Here is a 14625-nt window from a genome sequence, read left to right on the forward strand (position 1 = left end):
GGCCGGGTGGCCTGACCATTAACAGAAGTCGATGTCCGTGCGGCGGGATACTTTCGTCGTACGAATAAAAAGATCTCGATGCCTTGACTAAAGTTGACGTTCTCCGAGGATGGTGACATGCGTTCCCTCGTACGCGGTCTGATCGCCCTCGCCGCACTCTCCGCCGCCGTGTTCTTCGGCCTGCCGTCGTCGCCGGCCTCGGCCCACGGGACGCTCGCGATGTCCACCCCGGTGAACGGGGCGACGGTCGACGCGCCGGTGGCGAGCGTGGAGCTGTACTTCACCGAGAAGGTGCAGGACAGTGCGACCTTCTCGATCACGGCGCCCGGCGGCGGACGGGTGGACAACGGGTGGGAGCACGCGTCGCCGCGGCCGCTCGACAAGCCGGTGACCGAGTACTTCATGGAGAACGGGAAGTTCGAGCCGCGGCAGTACAGGACCGGGTTCCCGGCCCGGGTGCGGGTGGCGTATCTGCCGGGGCCGGGGGAGTACAAGGTCGACTATCAGTCGACGGCCTCGGACGGGGATCCGGTGCACGGGACAGTGACGTTCAAGTACACCGGGCCCGCCACCCAGGCCCCGGCGGGCTGGGCGCCACCTGGTGAGCAGCCGAGTGCGGCTCCGGTGCCCGCCGGTGACGGCGGCGGCAGCACCTGGCTCGCCTGGGTGGGCTGGGGCGTCGGCGGGGCGGCTCTGGTCGGCGGGTTCCTGATCTGGCGGCGGAGAGGGTTCCGGCGGCCGTCCTTCGGGCGGGTGCCGGTCGTTCCGATCGCGGTCGGCGGTGTCGTGGTCGCGCTGATCGGCGGGTACGCGCTCGGGCGGGCCACAGTGGCCGACGCGCCGCCGTCCACAACGCCGGCGGCACCCGCGGCCTACTCGGGGGCGGGCGGGCATCAGCACGGCGGCAACGGCGGCACGGCCAGTGTGGACGCGCTCGGCACCTCGGTCAGCGACCAGGGCTGGACCCTGCAGCCGGAACACCGGTCGCAGGCCAGGGGCAGCACGATCGACTACACGTTCCGGATCGTCGGCACCGACGGGCAGCCCGCGACCCGTTATGCCGTCGTACACGAAAAGCCTTTGCATCTGGTCGTGGCCGGTCGTGGCCTGGACGGCTTCCAGCATCTGCACCCCACGATGGCCCCCGACGGCCTGTGGTCGGTGCCGCTCAAGCTGCCGCAGCCGGGCGCCTACCGCGTGTTCGCCGACTTCAGCCTGTCCACCGCCGACGGCGCCACGACCCCGCTGGTGCTCGGCGCCGACCATCTCGTGCCGGGCGACGCCAAGCTCGCCGAGCTGCCCGCCCCGCAGACGATCGCGCAGGCAGGTGACTTCCTGGTGTCCGTCGAGGGCGCGCCGAAGCCCGGCAGCACGGTTCCGATGCTGTTCCGGGTGGCCCGCAGCCAGGGTCCGGTGACGCTCGAGCGCTACCTGGGGGCGTACGGGCATCTGGTGGTCCTGCGGGAGGGTGATCTCGGCTACGTGCACGTCCACCCGGACGCCGAGCTGGTCGACGGCGCGATCCGGTTCAACGTTTCGATCCCGGCGGCGGCCCGCTACCGGGCGTTCCTCGAGTTCCAGGTGGACGGCCGGGTGCAGCGGGCCGAGTTCACGCTCGATCTGAGCTGACGCCCCGCAGCAGCAGGTCGATCAGGCGGGTGGCCAGCTCGCGCTGACGCTCCTCGGCCGCGATCATCGTGATGCCGCCCAGCGCCATCAGCAGGTCGCGCGGGTCGACGCCGGGCCGGACCGTGCCGTCGTCCGCCATCAGCGTGGCGATCGCCCCGGTCAGGCGGTCGCGGGTCTGCTGCTTGTCGTCCTCCGAGGTCAGGATCGCGCGCAGCGTCTCGCCGAGGCCGTGCTTGGCCGCCATGAAGTCGACGAACGCCTCCATCCAGTCGCGCAGCGAGGTCTGGCCGGCGACCTCGCAGATCTGCTCGAGCTCGTGCCGGTAGACCGCCTCGACCAGCACCTCGCGGCTCGGGAAGCGGCGGTAGAGCGTGCCGATGCCGACCCCGGCCGTACGGGCGATGGCCTTGAGCGACGCGCCCGTGCCCTCCCGCGCGAACGCCTCGGCGGCGACCTCGAGCAGCCGGTCGTGGTTGACGCGGGCGTCGGCGCGCATGGTCTCCCCTTGCTGAACGGACCTCGGTCCGTTTATTGTCGAGCTATCCGGACCAGGGTCCGCTTGTCACTCTAGCAGTCGAGGAGAACGCTCATGAACGGCTCGTTCGGGCCTGCGACAACCGCGGCCGAGGTCCTCGAAGGGGTCGATCTGACCGGCCGGCGCGCGATCGTGACCGGCGGTGGGTCGGGGATCGGCCTCGAGACGGCCCGGGTGCTGGCCGCGGCCGGGGCCGAGGTGACGATTGCCGTACGCAACACCGACGTCGCTGGTTTCCGCGTGGAGCCGCTCGACCTGGCCGACCAGGAGTCGGTGGCCCGTTTCGTGCGCCGGTGGACCGGTCCGTTGCACATCCTGGTCAACAACGCGGGTGTGATGGCGACGCCTTCGACGCGTACGCGGGAAGGGTGGGAATTGCAGTTCGCCACCAACCATCTGGGGCACTTCGCGCTCGCGGTCGGCCTGCATCCGGCCCTGGCGGCGGCCGGTGGAGCGCGGGTCGTGTCGGTCAGTTCGGTCGGCCACATCAACGGCGACATCGACTTCGACGACCCCAACTTCCTCCGGCGCCCGTACGACCCGTGGCAGGCGTACAGCCAGTCCAAGACGGCCAACGTGCTGTTCGCGGTCGAGGCGGCCAAGCGCTGGGCGCCCGATCGGATCGCCGTCAACGCCCTCAACCCGGGCCGCATCGCCAGTACGGGCCTTGGCCGTCACCTCGCCGCGCCGCCCGCTTCGTTCGATCCGGCCGGCGCGACCGGTGTGACCGTCAAGGACATCCCGCAGGGTGCGGCGACCTCGGTGCTGCTGGCGGCGTCCCCCGTGGTCGAAGGCGTCACTGGGCGGTACTTCGAGGACTGCCAGGAAGCCGGACCCCACCAGCCGGGCGTGCGCCGGGGTGTGGCCGGCTATGCCCTGGACCCGGAGAGGGCCGCGCGGCTGTGGGAGTTGTCGCTGACCCTAATCGGCCAGGCCGGTGCGTAGGAAGCCGACGAGGCGCCGGGCCTGCTCGGGGTCGGACGCCAGCGCGGCACCGCAGGCCAGCGTGAGCACATCGGACGTCGAGACGCCGGCGCGCAGCCGTGCCCGCTCCACCAGTTCGGTCGCGGTGGCATTGATCGCCGCGTGCCAGTCGGCGAACCGTTGCCCGCGCCGCCCGTCCGGCCCCTCGGTGGCGGCCAGCGCGAGGGGTCGTTTGGTGGCCACGTGCGCCACGAACGCGTCGAGCCAGGCGAAAAGCGCCGCGACCGGATCGTCCGCGCCCAGTTGCTCGGTGCCGAAGTCGCACAGCGCCGTCACCTCGTCGGCGTACACGGCGGCGAGCAGGTCCTCCCGGGTCGGGAAGTGCCGGTAGAGCGTCGCGTTGCCCACCCCCGCCCGGCGCGCGACCTGATCGAGCGTGAGGTCGCCACCCACCTCGGCCGCCAGCTCACGGGCGGCCTCCAGCAGAACGGCGGCATTGCGGACGGCGTCGGCGCGCTTGCTATTCGGGGACATCCCCACTTACGTTAGTGGGGACTTCCCCGTTTAGGAAGGCCCACCATGACACCCGAAGACCACACCGCCATCTCCGACCTGCTCAACCGGCACGGCCATCTGATCGACAGCGGCGACTTCGACGGCGCGGCCACCTTGTTCACACCCGACGCGGTCTACGACGTCACCGCGCTCGGCGGCGGCATCCTGGTCGGCGCAACCGCTTTCCGCGAGGCCGCGCTGGCCCTGGGCGACGCCAACCCGGTCGCCCACCACGTCACCAACATCGTGCTCGAAGAAGCCGGGCCTGACCGGGTTCACGCACTGTCCAAGGGTTTGGGCGTGATGACCAACGGCACGGTAGGCAGCGTCACTTACGAGGACACCATCGAACGCGTGGACGCCGGCTGGCGCATCACCCACCGCATCGTCCACCCGCGCCGCCGCCCACTGCACCCTTGACTGGCCCGGCCGGTTCTGGCCGGCACCTAAAGTTTGCCGGTCGCCTTCCACAACAGCAGGGCGAGCAGGCCGGAGACGGAGCCGGCACCGACGATGGAGCCGTTGTCGATGTGCTGCTGGATCTCGTCGAGCGGGATCCAGCCGAGGCGTTCGGCTTCGTTGATGTCCGGGGCCGCGCCGGTGAAGTCGGCGCCGCGGGCGAGGTAGACGATGTTTTCCTGGTCGATGGTGCCGACCATCGGCTGAAAGCCGATCAGCTTCTCGATGCTGCGCGGCCGCCAGCCGGTTTCTTCCTCGACCTCACGGGCGGCGCAGGTCATGGAATCCTCGGCCGGATCGAGGTAGCCGCCGGGAAGCTCCCAGACCCAGCTGTCCACGATGAATCGGTGCCGCCACATCATCAGCACACGTTCGTCGTCGTCGAGCACGATGACCATCGCGGCGGCCGGGATACGCAGAACGTACTGCTCGAAGCGGACGCCGTCGGGTAGTTCCACGTCCGCAATGCTCAGCACCGCCTTGCGGGTGTCGTCTACTACGCGCTCGCCGTGGATGGTCCATTCACTGGCTCGCTTCGGCTCGATCCTCATAAGCGCAAAGTAGCCGTACGCCATCCGGGTTGTACTCCAGTACCTGCCGGGTCGGCTGACAGCGGCTGTCGCCTGTCGCCTTCATTTCCGGGCCACCGGGCCGCCACCCCGTATGTGCCGGTGTCGCGCAGACCGGCCGGAGGACGCAACCCCGACTCAGCCGCCACCGTCCGCGATCGGCGTGCCCACCGTAACGTGGGGTCTGGGGGTCGCCCCCAGGTAAATAGAGCTGGGCGCGGCCCACCACTCGTCTCGAGTGGGGGCCGCGCCGTGCGGAGGGCTTCTACGTCGCGCGGTCCACGGCGGCGGTGGCCATGTCGGTCAGGGCCTCGTGCACGAACGGCGGGAGCGGCGCCGCGTCGAGGGCGGTCAGGGCCGCCTCCGCCCGTACGCGAATCATCTGTTCGATCTGTTTCAAGGCTCCCGTGTCGATGATGATGGTGCGCAGGTCCTCGGCCCCGTCCGTGTCGAGGCCGGGGTTGCCGAACAGCTCGGCCAGCCGGGCCGCCTGGGGCCGGGTGGCCGCGTCGCGGGCCAGCGCCATCATCACCGTCGGCTTGCCCTCGCGCAGGTCGTCCAGGGTGGACTTGCCGGTCACGGTCGGGTCGCCGAAGACGCCCAGCACGTCGTCGCGCAGCTGGAACGCGTCGCCCAGCGGGTCGCCGAAGTCGGTGAACGACGTGTACAGGGCGCGCGGCGCGCCGGCCAGCCACGCGCCGATCTGCAGCGGCCTTGTCACCGTGTAGCGGGCCGCCTTCATCCGGATGACGGTCAGCGCGCTCGCCACCGAGCCGTCACCCACGCCGGACACCAGATCGAGGTACTGGCCGGCGATCACCTCGGTGCGCATCAGCGCGAACGCCGCGTACCCCTGGTGGATCTGCTTGGGGGACAGGCCGCACTCGTGGAACATCTGTTCGGCCCAGGCCGCGCAGAGGTCGCCGCACAGCAGCGCGGTGTTCCGGCCGAAGGCCAGCGAGTCGCCGCGCCACGAGTGCCGGTCGTGCAGGGTGGCGAAGAACCGGTGCATGGACGGCTGGCCGCGCCGCCGGTCGCTGCCGTCGATGATGTCGTCGTGGATCAGCGCGAACGCGTGGAACAGTTCGAGGGCCGCGCCGGCCTTGACGATCTCGTCGCAGTCGTCGCCTCCGCCGCCGCGCCAGCCCCAGTAGCAGAAGGTGGGCCGGATCCGTTTGCCGCCGGCGAGCACGAAACGGCGCAGCGAGTCGAGCGCGCCGCGCGGTGCGCCGTCCGGCCACGACGGGTCCTGCCGGTCGATGAAGGCGGCGAGGGCCGTGTCGAAGCGTTCCCGCAGTTCCGCGCTCGCGGGGGCGTGTGTGGCTTCCAGCGTCATGACAACCCCGCCAGGCCGAGCAGCAGAGCTTTGACTTCAACCGCCGACACCGATTCCCGTACGGCGGAAGGATCGGAACACAGAAGCACCGGCGCGTCCTCGGCGTTGGTGGGGAGCCGGCCGTGTGAGCCGCGGACCGCCTGCGCGCCCGCGTCCAGTCCGACCGGGTTCATCACGTACCGGAGGCCGATCTTCTTGCGGGCCACCGCGGTGATCGCCCGCCGTCGCGCCGCGCCCGGATCGGCCGGGTCGAAGAACAGCTCGGCCGGGTCGTAACCGGGTTTGCGGTGGATCTCGACGCTGCGCGCGAAGTCGGGTGCTCGCGCGTCGTCGAGCCAGTAGTAGTACGTGAACCAGGAGTCCGGTTCGGCCACCAGCACGAGTTCGCCGGCCCGGGGGTGATCCAGCCCGACATCCGATTTATCCGACAAAACGGAATCGACGCCAGGCAAAGTCGAGCAGAGCTTCGCCACAGCCGCGACGTCACCAGGATCGCGCACATACACATGCGCCACCTGATGGTCGGCCACGGCGAACGCTCGCGACACCCACGGATCGAGGTACTCCATCCCGTCCTGGGTGTAGACCTCGAGTAATCCTTCCGACCGCAGCATCCGGTTGATGTCGACCGGACGGCTGACGTCGGTGATGCCGTACTCGGAAAGTGCTACCACGGTCGTGTCCGGCAAGGAGAGCAGCGGCGCGAGCACCTCGTCGAGCGCCGCCGCGGCCGCCGCGGCCTGGGGCGAGGACGGCCCGAACCGCTGCAGGTCGTAGTCGAGGTGCGGGATGTAGACGAGCGTCAGATCGGGGTTGCGGGTGTCCAGCAGGTGTTTCGCCGCGTTCACGATCCACTGGGACGACGGCATCCCGGCGCCCGGCCCCCAATAGGTGAAGAGCGGGAACGTCGGCAGCTCGTCGTGCAGCTCGGGCGGATAGGTGTAGCAGTCCGGTTCCTTGCGGCCGTCGGCCCGATAGATGGGCCGCGGCGTGATGGTCCAGTCGACCTGGGCGCCCATCGCGTACCACCAGCAGACGTTGGCGACCGTGAAGCCGGGCTGCTGCTTGCGGGCCGCGTCCCAGATCTTCTCGCCGCCGACGAGCGCGTTGTGCTGCCGCCAGAGGAACACCTCGCCCAGTTCCCGGAAGTACCAGCCGTTCCCGACGATCCCGTGCTCGCTCGGCATGACGCCGGTGAGAAACGTGGACTGCGCGGAACAGGTCACGGCCGGCAACACCGTACCCAGCGGGGCCTGAAAGCCCTTGTCCGCCACGGCCCGCAGCTTCGGCATGTGGGCCAGCAGTCGCGGGGTCAGCCCGACCACGTCGAGCACGAGCAGCCGGCTCATCGGGTCACCGCCGCCGACAGCTCGTCGCGGGCGAAGGCCAGCTCGGCCGCGATCCCGTCGGCCAGCCCGGCCGCGTCCTTGGGCCGCTGCTCTTCGGGGAGGACCCCCCACGTGTACGTCTCCACGTCGTAGTGCTCGCAATCGGAGTTCGCGCGCAACGCCCGCAGGGCCTCACGCAGCACGGGCACGGTCGAGGCCAGCGGCGCGGCCGGTTCGGCGTGCAGCGGCACGTGATAGTGGATGCGCCACGGCCCGGGCAGCTTCTGGGCGAGTGCCGCGTCGAGGTCATCCGTCGCCTCGCCGCCCGCCGATCGGGTCTGATGCAAAAACCTGGGTTCCACGTACGCGTGCAGAACGTCAGCCGCCGCAACGGGATCGTCCGCTTCCAGCGCCGCCGACACCTGCACCTTGACGACCGGGACGCCGGCCTGCTTCAAACGGTCGAGGGCGGCCACCGGTTCCTCCCACGCGCACGCGAGGTGGGCGAGGTCGAGGCAGACGCCGAGCCGATTGGTGTCCACTCCGGACAGCAGCGCGGCCGCCTGAGTGGTGTTCTCGATCAGGCAGCCCGGTTCGGGTTCGAAACCGACCTTCACCGTACGGCCGGTCTCCGCCTCGATCCGCGCCAGTCCCCGGGCCAGTTCGTCGAGATGCCCGTAGGCGGCCGTCGCCCGCGAGCCGTCCCACGGGGTGCGCCAGGCGATCGGCAGCGACGACACCGAGCCGTACGTGGCGCCGTCCGGCATCAGGTCGGTCAGGATCCGGGCCAGCCGCAGCGTGTAGTCGAGGCGTTCCCGCGAGGTCCAGTCCGGGTAGTAGACGCCGAGTTTCACGACCGGGGCCTGGAACGCCTCGTACGGGAAGCCGTTGAGGGTGACCACCTCCAGACCGCGCGCATCCAGCTCCCGCCGCAACCGGCGTCTGTCCTCCTCGGATTCCGCCAGCCCGGCGGCGGCCGGAGCGGCCAGCCACAGCCCGAGCCCGAGCACATCGGTGTCGAGACGCCGGCGGATCGGCAGGGCGTACGTGTCCAGCTGCTCGATGATGCCGTCGAGGTCCTCGGCCGCGTGCACGTTGGTGCAGTAGCTCAGATGCATCAGCTGCCTCCGCGCAGGATCGAGTTGCCGGCGAACGTGGCCCCGGTGTCCGTGACATCGGACAGGTCGAGCCGCCCGGACTGCGCATAGAACTCGACCGGGTTGCGCCACAGCACCCGGTCCACGTCGTCCTCGCTGAAGCCGTCCTTGGCCATGGCCTCGGCGGTCCGCACGGTGAGCAGCGGATCCGACTTGCCCCAGTCGGCGGCCGAGTTGACCAGCACGCGCTCCGGCCCGTACTCGCGCAGGATCGCCACCATCCGGTCCGGCGACATCTTCGTGTCCGGATAGATGGAGAAGCCCAGCCACACGCCCGCGTCCTTGGCCGCCGCGACGGTGACCTCGTTGAGGTGGTCGAGCGCGACCCGGCCCGGATCGATGCCGGACTCCTTGACCACGTCGAGACTGCGCTGCAGGCCACGCGCCTTGTCCCGGTGCGGCGTGTGCACCAGGGCGGGAAGCTCGTGGTCGAGGGCCAGGGCCAGCTGGGCCGCGAACGCCTCGTCCTCGGCCGGCGTCATCGAGTCGTACCCGATCTCGCCCACCGCCACCACGCCGTCCTTGGCCAGATAACGCGGCAGCAGGTCGAGCACCGGCCGGCAGCGCGGATCGTTGGCCTCCTTGGGGTTCAGCGCGATCGTGGCGTGATGCCGGATGCCGAACTGGCTCGCCCGGAACGGTTCCCACCCGATGATCGAGTCGAAGTAGTCGGTGAACGACCCCGGCCCGGTGCGCGGCTGACCGAGCCAGAACGCGGGTTCGACCACCGCCCGTACGCCGGAATCGGCCATCCGCTGATAGTCGTCGGTGGTGCGCGAGGTCATGTGGATGTGCGGATCGAAGATGCGCATCAGGCCTCCTGTGTCTCGTCGAGCAGATTGCGGGCGTCGAGGGGCACCTCACGGCCGGCGGCTTCGCGTTCCGCGGCGAAGGCGCGCAGCATGTCCTTCAGGGGCGCGTCGGCGCGCTCGTGCAGGCGGTGCACACCCGCGAGCGGCACGCCCATGAACACGCACTTGAGCACGGCCTGGCGCCAGGCGTCCGGTTCCAGGCGGTCCGCGTACGGGCCCAGGGCCGCCGCCACGAGCCGCGTGTCGTTGGTGCGCAGCGCGTCCTCGAGCAGCGGCACGCCGTCGTCGCCGATCGGCAGCAGCGGCAACGCTTTCAGCACGGCCAGCTTCTCCGCCGTGTCCCCGTAGCGGTAGGCGTTCAGCACCTCTTCGGTGGGGGAGCCGGCCAGCAACAGCGCCCGCGCCGCCTCGTCGGTCGTCCAGCCGTCGGTCAGTGGCTCGCGCCCGTAGCGCCGACCCGCCGCGGGGAACAGACCGCCTACTGCTTCAGGCTTTTCCCGTACGCGGTCCAGGTCCTCGGTCAGCCGCTCGTTCCCGGCCAGCGTCGTCCGCAGGTCGTCGAGTGTGGTCATCAGCGATCTCCTTTGAGCGCCGTGCGCAGGAAGTCCAGCGACCGGGCCGCGATCGTCGGCGCCGCATGGGAATGCCGGGGCAGTTCGACCGAGACCAGCCCGCTGTACTCCCTGTCCAGCGCGGCCAGCACCGGCGGGAAGTCGATCTCGCCGTCGCCGAACTCGAGGTGCTCGTGCGTGCCCCGCCGCATGTCGTCGATCTGCACGTTGACGAGATGCTCGGCCACGGCGGTCACGCAGTCGGCCACCGGCAGCGGTTCCAGGCACCGGCAGTGCCCGATGTCGAGCGTGATGCCGAAGTTGGCCGGCCGGCCCAGGTCTTTGTACAGTCGCCGCCAGTCCGCGATGTCGTTGACGAGCATTCCCGGTTCCGGCTCGAAGCCCAGTGTGACGTTGTGTTTCCCGGCTTCGTCGACGATCTGTCCGGTTCCGTCGACGAGTCGGTCCCACCGGGTGCCGATGCCCGCCCAGAAGGAGACAGCCTCGGCCCCCAGATCGGCCCCCACCCGTACGGCCTTTCTCAGGTAGTCGAGCCGTTTCGCCGGATCGTCGTCCATCAGCGTGGGGGAGTGCTTGCGCCACGGGTCGAGCAGATATCGGGCCCCGGTTTCGATGACGACGGCGAGCCCGAGCCGCTGCAGTTCGGCGCCGACGGCCGCCGTCCGCTGGGCCAGATCCGCGTCGAACGGGTCCAGATGGTTGGTGTCAAGCGTGAGAGCCACGCCGTCATAGCCGAGGTCGGCGATGACCCGCAATGCTTCGGGCAGCCGGTGGTTGCCGAATCCGTTGGTTCCATAGCCGAACCTCATGTCGGCGACACCTTTCGAGCCAGGCGACGGGCGAGCAGGGGGATCAAGGACAGCCCGATCCCGTACGCGGGGGAGCCGGCCTTGGCGGTCAACGCCCCCTGAAGCCGGGGGAGGTCGGTGATGCCGGTCTTGACGGCGGCGCGGATGCCGGCGCCGCTCGGGTCGGCGACTGCTTCGAGCTGCACGCGCCCGTATCCGCCCAGGTAGGAGGCCGCCAGCACACCCGTGGCGAGAGTCCGGAAGTTATCCACAATTGCCGCTTGTCCACAGGCGCGGGTACTCGCCAAACGCCCGGCACCCATTTCTTGCGACAATGTTCGAGGGGGAGCCCCCTTGGGAGGGTGGGCTCTGCGGGGTGGGTCGACTCTGCGGGGTGGGTCGACTCTGCGGGGCGGGTCGACTCTGCGGGGCGGCTGGGCTCTGCGGGCCGGCACGACAGCGGAAACAGCAACGCCCAACGTGCCGGCGAGCGTCCTCAGTGGCAGCCCAGGAGCAGCCCCCAACACCTCATGCCGCGACAACGCCGTAACCGTGTACGTGTGCGCCGCCACGGTCAACGCTGACGGCACCGCCCGCCACATGTCCCCACCACTGGCCCCCAGCAGCACATCGAGCCCCCGGCACACCGACATGACCGCGGGCCCGGCCGCAGTGTTCTTGGCCCACAGGTCATAGGCCCACACCGCCCCGGCCAACGGCGCCGCCACCGCGAGGGCTCGCCGTCCACCAGCCAGTCCGGCCAGCCCCACGCCCGCGACGGTCAGCCCGGCTGCGACCAGCGCCGCCTCCCGGGGCCGCACACGCCCGGACGGAATGGGTCGTTCGGGGCGCTCGCGCGCGTCGAGCTCCCGGTCGGCCCAGTCGTTGGCCGCCATCCCACCCCAGTAGAGGCAGATCGAGGCCGCCGCCAGCGCGGGCGTGGCCGGGCGCACCCCACCGGACGCGGCCGCCCCGGCGATCGTGTCGCCCGGAACGGACAACGCCGCGGGCGCCCGCACCAGTTCGGCCAGGTCGCGCCAGCGCAGCCGGCGACGTTCCGGCCGCCGGGTCGGCACGGCCGCGGGGCGCGCGGGAGCCTCAGTCATTCGCGAGCCCCCGCACGAAGCCGGCCAGGTTCGCCCACTGTTCGGCCAGGGCGTGCGGCACCTCGCCGATCGGGTCCTTGAAGAAGAACGCCAGATCGGTCAATGCCCCCGTACGCCCGGCGGCGTGTGCGGCCGCGGTCAGCCGGGCCAGGTCGAGGATCAGGGGCGCGGCCAGGGCCGAGTCGCAGCCGTGCCATGAGAACTCCATGCGCATCTGCGTACCGAGGAAGCCGCTGAACGTGATCAGGTCCCAGGCCGTCTTGAAGTCACCGATGTCATCCACGTATTCGATGTGGCTGCTGCCCTGCGGCTGGTAGCCCAGCGTCTCGCGAAGCACCCGCTGTTTGCTGCCCGACTTGGCGGCCCGGGCGGCCGGGTCGGCCAGGTTGGCGCCGTCGCCGCCGCCGAGCAGGTTGGTGCCGGCCCAGGTGCGGACGCGCAGGTTGCGCATCGCGAACATGGGCGCCAGCACCGACTTCACGAGAGTCTCGCCGGTTTTGCCGTCGTGCCCGGCGTAGGGCAGCCCGGCGGCGGCAGCCATTTCCATGAGCGCCGGCAACCGCGCCCCGGTCGACGGCGTGAAGTCCACGAAGGGGCATCCGGCGGAGAAGGCCGCGTACGCGTAAACCGAACTCGACGGCAGCGCCGAGGCGGTCATGGCCCGCTCGAGGTCGTCAAGGGTGGGAAAGTCGCCGTTGAAAAGGGGTTCCGTTGACGAGACGTTGACGACCACGACCCGCTGCAGGCCGCGCCGCCGCCGGAAGTCGTCGATGTCCTGCGCGATCAGCCGTGCCTGCTCGAGCTGGTTCGCGGCCACCGGCACGGGCCGCAGCTCGCGCTGCAGATCGTCCAACTGGTCGGCCACGGCCGCCGCCGGGCGCGCGGGAAGCACGCCGGCGGCGACCAGGTTCTCGACCTTCTTCTCCAGGGTGATGTCACTGATGTCGTGCCCACCGAAGACCAGCGAACCCCAGCCCGGTAGGGCCGGCGACGCCAGCGCAGGCAGTTCCGTGACGCACCCCAGGGGCTCGGCGAGCCCGGCGCGTAGTGCTGTAGCACCGACCATGCTGGTCACTGCGACAGATCCTCGTGCTCCGATCAACCACACGCCGGTCGACATGGATGAACCCCCTCAGTTACCGAATACCTCGAAGTTGTAGAGCGAGTAGCCCCACGGGGTGGCCCGGGTCGTGCCGAGAACGCGCACGTATCGGGCCTGGGCGTTGAGCCCGGTCAGGTCGTCCTCGCCACCGTTGCCCCCGGTCACCGAGCGCGCGGTGGTCCAGGTGGTGCCGTTCGTGGACGTCTGGATCTGGTACGCCGACCCGTAGGCGGCCTCCCACAGCAGGCGTACGCGGGAAACAGTGCGCACCGAGCCGAGATCAACCTGGACCCACTGCGGGTCACTGAACGCGCTCGACCAGCGAGTGGTCGTGGAAGCGTCCACCGCGTTGGAGGCCGGGTAGCTCCCGTTCTCGACGCTGGAGGCGGTCGCCGGCCGGTTCAGGGCCAGGTTGGTGACCGGCGGCTGCCCGGTCAGCTCCTTGATCCGGATGTTGCGGAACGCGGCCTGGTCACCCGAGCCGTGGTTCTGGATGCCGATGTAGCCGTCCAGGTTGCGGGCCGGGTCGGTGTTGGTGAAGTCGTTGATCAGCTTGCCGTTGAGGTAGACCCGGATCCGCTGGCCCTCGACGAGCAGCTCGTACGCGTTCCACTCGCCGGCCGGGTTGAGCGCGGCGTCGCGGGCGGCGACGTCGGCCGACTTGAAGGTGTAGATCGCGCCGGTCGTCCGGTCGGCCGCGTCGGTGGCGTCGATCTGCACCTCGTAGCCCTGGTTCACGGCCACCCACGGGTCGTTGCCCGGGTTGGGGAAGCCGACGAAGATGCCCGAGTTGCTGTCGCCGGTGAGCTTCCAGTCGGCCTTGAGCGAGTAGGACGTGAACTGCTTGGCCGAGTACCAGTAGAGGCCCATCCCGCCGACCGAGTTCAGCGTGGCGTCGCTGTTGCTGAAGCTGCCCGGCCCGGCCTGCGACCATCCGGTGGTGCTGCCGTTGTAGAGCGTCGTGTAGCCGGTCTCGGGCCGGCAGTCGGCCTTGGCCCGGTTCGACGCGTAGCGCAGCCCGCCCAGCAGGTGATTACGGAAATTCGTTTCCCCGTACGAGGCCTGGGTGTGCCCGAATCCGGTGTACCAGGAGCGGCCGCTGTCGACTGTCTTGCACCACGCGATCGGGTGGTCGACGCCCATGTTGCCGCCGGAGTAGGTCGACTCGTCCAGCGTCGCCAGCACGTGGGCGCTGCTGCGCGGGTTGGTCTGGTAGTTGTAGAGCTCGTCCGTCCGCGTCCACGCCTGCGGCAGGTGCGCGCTGCTCGGGTGGGCCCGGTCCTGCACCCGAGCGGTCACCTGCTGGATGGCCGGGTGCGAGTGGAAGTAGGCGCCGACGAGCTGTCCGTAGAAGGGCCAGCCGTACTCGGTGTCGGCCGCGGCGTGCACCCCGACGTAGCCGCCGCCACCACGGACGTACGACTCGAAGGCGGTCTGCTGGGTGTCGTTGAGCACGTCACCCGTGGTGTTGAGGAAGACGACCGCCTCGTACTGGGCCAGGTTGCCCGTGGTGAACGCGGCCGCGTCCTCGGTGGCGGTGACCGTGAAGTTGTTGGCCGCACCCAGGTCACGGATCGTCTGGATGCCGACCGGGATCGCGTCGTGCCGGAAGCCGGCGGTTTTGGAGAACACCAGGACGTCGTACGGGGCATCCGCGGCCGACGCCGGTGATGCCGTGAACGTGCACGCGGCCAGGGCGATGAGCGTCGCCGCGCCGGCTACTACCTTGCGCATGAAACCTCCTGTTACGAGG

The 14625-nt window shown here is 70.2% G+C and carries 15 protein-coding genes; 3 read left to right on the forward strand and 12 right to left on the reverse strand.

Annotated features, from left to right (window positions below; genetic code table 11):
* Positions 1-117: 117 nt before the first annotated feature.
* Complete coding sequence (locus KOI35_RS21465) at positions 118-1629, forward strand: copper resistance CopC family protein (RefSeq protein ID WP_215789281.1); 1512 nt, start codon at positions 118-120, stop codon at positions 1627-1629.
* On the opposite strand, the gene KOI35_RS21470 is transcribed toward KOI35_RS21465, so the two are convergent.
* Positions 1610-2125 (reverse strand): TetR/AcrR family transcriptional regulator, encoded by a 516-nt coding sequence (locus KOI35_RS21470; protein WP_215789282.1) that lies wholly within the window; start codon positions 2123-2125, stop codon positions 1610-1612. The genes KOI35_RS21465 and KOI35_RS21470 overlap by 20 nt on opposite strands.
* Before the next feature lie 93 nt (positions 2126-2218).
* Between KOI35_RS21470 and KOI35_RS21475 the strand changes: the two genes are divergently transcribed.
* On the forward strand, positions 2219-3109 hold the full coding sequence (locus KOI35_RS21475) for an SDR family NAD(P)-dependent oxidoreductase (RefSeq protein ID WP_215789283.1): 891 nt from the start codon (positions 2219-2221) through the stop codon (positions 3107-3109).
* On the opposite strand, the gene KOI35_RS21480 is transcribed toward KOI35_RS21475, so the two are convergent.
* Positions 3086-3622, reverse strand: coding sequence for a TetR/AcrR family transcriptional regulator (locus KOI35_RS21480; protein ID WP_215789284.1), 537 nt, complete (start codon positions 3620-3622; stop codon positions 3086-3088). The two genes, KOI35_RS21475 and KOI35_RS21480, sit on opposite strands and share 24 nt — an antisense overlap.
* Before the next feature lie 45 nt (positions 3623-3667).
* On the opposite strand from KOI35_RS21480, the gene KOI35_RS21485 reads away from it, so the two are divergent.
* Positions 3668-4063, forward strand: a complete 396-nt coding sequence (locus KOI35_RS21485; RefSeq protein WP_215789285.1) for a nuclear transport factor 2 family protein — start codon at positions 3668-3670, stop codon at positions 4061-4063.
* 26 nt (positions 4064-4089) lie between these two features.
* Here the strand turns inward: KOI35_RS21485 and KOI35_RS21490 are convergent, their stop codons facing one another.
* From KOI35_RS21490 to KOI35_RS21535, 10 genes are all read right to left on the reverse strand, one after another.
* A complete protein-coding gene (locus tag KOI35_RS21490) occupies positions 4090-4677 on the reverse strand; it encodes an NUDIX hydrolase (RefSeq protein ID WP_246613452.1) in 588 nt (195 codons plus the stop codon).
* 259 nt (positions 4678-4936) lie between these two features.
* A complete protein-coding gene (locus KOI35_RS21495) occupies positions 4937-6007 on the reverse strand; it encodes a polyprenyl synthetase family protein (protein WP_215789286.1) in 1071 nt (356 codons plus the stop codon).
* A complete protein-coding gene (locus KOI35_RS21500) occupies positions 6004-7356 on the reverse strand; it encodes an alkaline phosphatase family protein (RefSeq protein ID WP_215789287.1) in 1353 nt (450 codons plus the stop codon). Before KOI35_RS21500 ends, KOI35_RS21495 begins: the two co-directional genes overlap by 4 nt.
* Positions 7353-8453, reverse strand: a complete 1101-nt coding sequence (eboE, locus tag KOI35_RS21505) for a metabolite traffic protein EboE (RefSeq protein WP_215789288.1) — start codon at positions 8451-8453, stop codon at positions 7353-7355. Before eboE ends, KOI35_RS21500 begins: the two co-directional genes overlap by 4 nt.
* Entirely contained in the window at positions 8453-9304 is an 852-nt protein-coding gene (locus KOI35_RS21510; protein ID WP_215789289.1) for a TatD family hydrolase, read from the reverse strand. Before KOI35_RS21510 ends, eboE begins: the two co-directional genes overlap by 1 nt.
* The gene (locus KOI35_RS21515; RefSeq protein WP_215789290.1) at positions 9304-9876 is read right to left on the reverse strand and encodes an EboA domain-containing protein; all 573 of its coding nucleotides are present in this window, start codon (positions 9874-9876) and stop codon (positions 9304-9306) included. The genes KOI35_RS21510 and KOI35_RS21515 overlap by 1 nt, the downstream gene beginning before the upstream one ends.
* A complete protein-coding gene (locus KOI35_RS21520; protein ID WP_215789291.1) occupies positions 9876-10685 on the reverse strand; it encodes a sugar phosphate isomerase/epimerase family protein in 810 nt (269 codons plus the stop codon). The genes KOI35_RS21515 and KOI35_RS21520 overlap by 1 nt, the downstream gene beginning before the upstream one ends.
* Complete coding sequence (locus KOI35_RS21525) at positions 10682-11770, reverse strand: SCO3242 family prenyltransferase (protein WP_215789292.1); 1089 nt, start codon at positions 11768-11770, stop codon at positions 10682-10684. Before KOI35_RS21525 ends, KOI35_RS21520 begins: the two co-directional genes overlap by 4 nt.
* Positions 11763-12890, reverse strand: a complete 1128-nt coding sequence (locus KOI35_RS21530) for an inositol-3-phosphate synthase (RefSeq protein WP_215789293.1) — start codon at positions 12888-12890, stop codon at positions 11763-11765. Before KOI35_RS21530 ends, KOI35_RS21525 begins: the two co-directional genes overlap by 8 nt.
* Before the next feature lie 12 nt (positions 12891-12902).
* On the reverse strand, positions 12903-14606 hold the full coding sequence (locus KOI35_RS21535; protein ID WP_215789294.1) for a ThuA domain-containing protein: 1704 nt from the start codon (positions 14604-14606) through the stop codon (positions 12903-12905).
* Between the last annotated feature and the right edge of the window lie 19 nt (positions 14607-14625).

Source organism: Paractinoplanes bogorensis, from assembly GCF_018829635.1.
Taxonomy (GTDB): domain Bacteria; phylum Actinomycetota; class Actinomycetes; order Mycobacteriales; family Micromonosporaceae; genus Actinoplanes; species Actinoplanes bogorensis.

Bases quoted from the DNA above. Each gene is read 5' to 3' on its own strand.
- KOI35_RS21465 (WP_215789281.1), top strand. From the start codon at position 118: ATGCGTTCCCTCGTACGCGGTCTGATCGCCCTCGCCGCACTCTCCGCC.
- KOI35_RS21470 (WP_215789282.1), bottom strand. From the start codon at position 2,125: ATGCGCGCCGACGCCCGCGTCAACCACGACCGGCTGCTCGAGGTCGCC.
- KOI35_RS21475 (WP_215789283.1), top strand. From the start codon at position 2,219: ATGAACGGCTCGTTCGGGCCTGCGACAACCGCGGCCGAGGTCCTCGAA.
- KOI35_RS21480 (WP_215789284.1), bottom strand. From the start codon at position 3,622: ATGTCCCCGAATAGCAAGCGCGCCGACGCCGTCCGCAATGCCGCCGTT.
- KOI35_RS21485 (WP_215789285.1), top strand. From the start codon at position 3,668: ATGACACCCGAAGACCACACCGCCATCTCCGACCTGCTCAACCGGCAC.
- KOI35_RS21490 (WP_246613452.1), bottom strand. From the start codon at position 4,677: ATGGCGTACGGCTACTTTGCGCTTATGAGGATCGAGCCGAAGCGAGCC.
- KOI35_RS21495 (WP_215789286.1), bottom strand. From the start codon at position 6,007: ATGACGCTGGAAGCCACACACGCCCCCGCGAGCGCGGAACTGCGGGAA.
- KOI35_RS21500 (WP_215789287.1), bottom strand. From the start codon at position 7,356: ATGAGCCGGCTGCTCGTGCTCGACGTGGTCGGGCTGACCCCGCGACTG.
- eboE (WP_215789288.1), bottom strand. From the start codon at position 8,453: ATGCATCTGAGCTACTGCACCAACGTGCACGCGGCCGAGGACCTCGAC.
- KOI35_RS21510 (WP_215789289.1), bottom strand. From the start codon at position 9,304: ATGCGCATCTTCGATCCGCACATCCACATGACCTCGCGCACCACCGAC.
- KOI35_RS21515 (WP_215789290.1), bottom strand. From the start codon at position 9,876: ATGACCACACTCGACGACCTGCGGACGACGCTGGCCGGGAACGAGCGG.
- KOI35_RS21520 (WP_215789291.1), bottom strand. From the start codon at position 10,685: ATGAGGTTCGGCTATGGAACCAACGGATTCGGCAACCACCGGCTGCCC.
- KOI35_RS21525 (WP_215789292.1), bottom strand. From the start codon at position 11,770: ATGACTGAGGCTCCCGCGCGCCCCGCGGCCGTGCCGACCCGGCGGCCG.
- KOI35_RS21530 (WP_215789293.1), bottom strand. From the start codon at position 12,890: ATGTCGACCGGCGTGTGGTTGATCGGAGCACGAGGATCTGTCGCAGTG.
- KOI35_RS21535 (WP_215789294.1), bottom strand. From the start codon at position 14,606: ATGCGCAAGGTAGTAGCCGGCGCGGCGACGCTCATCGCCCTGGCCGCG.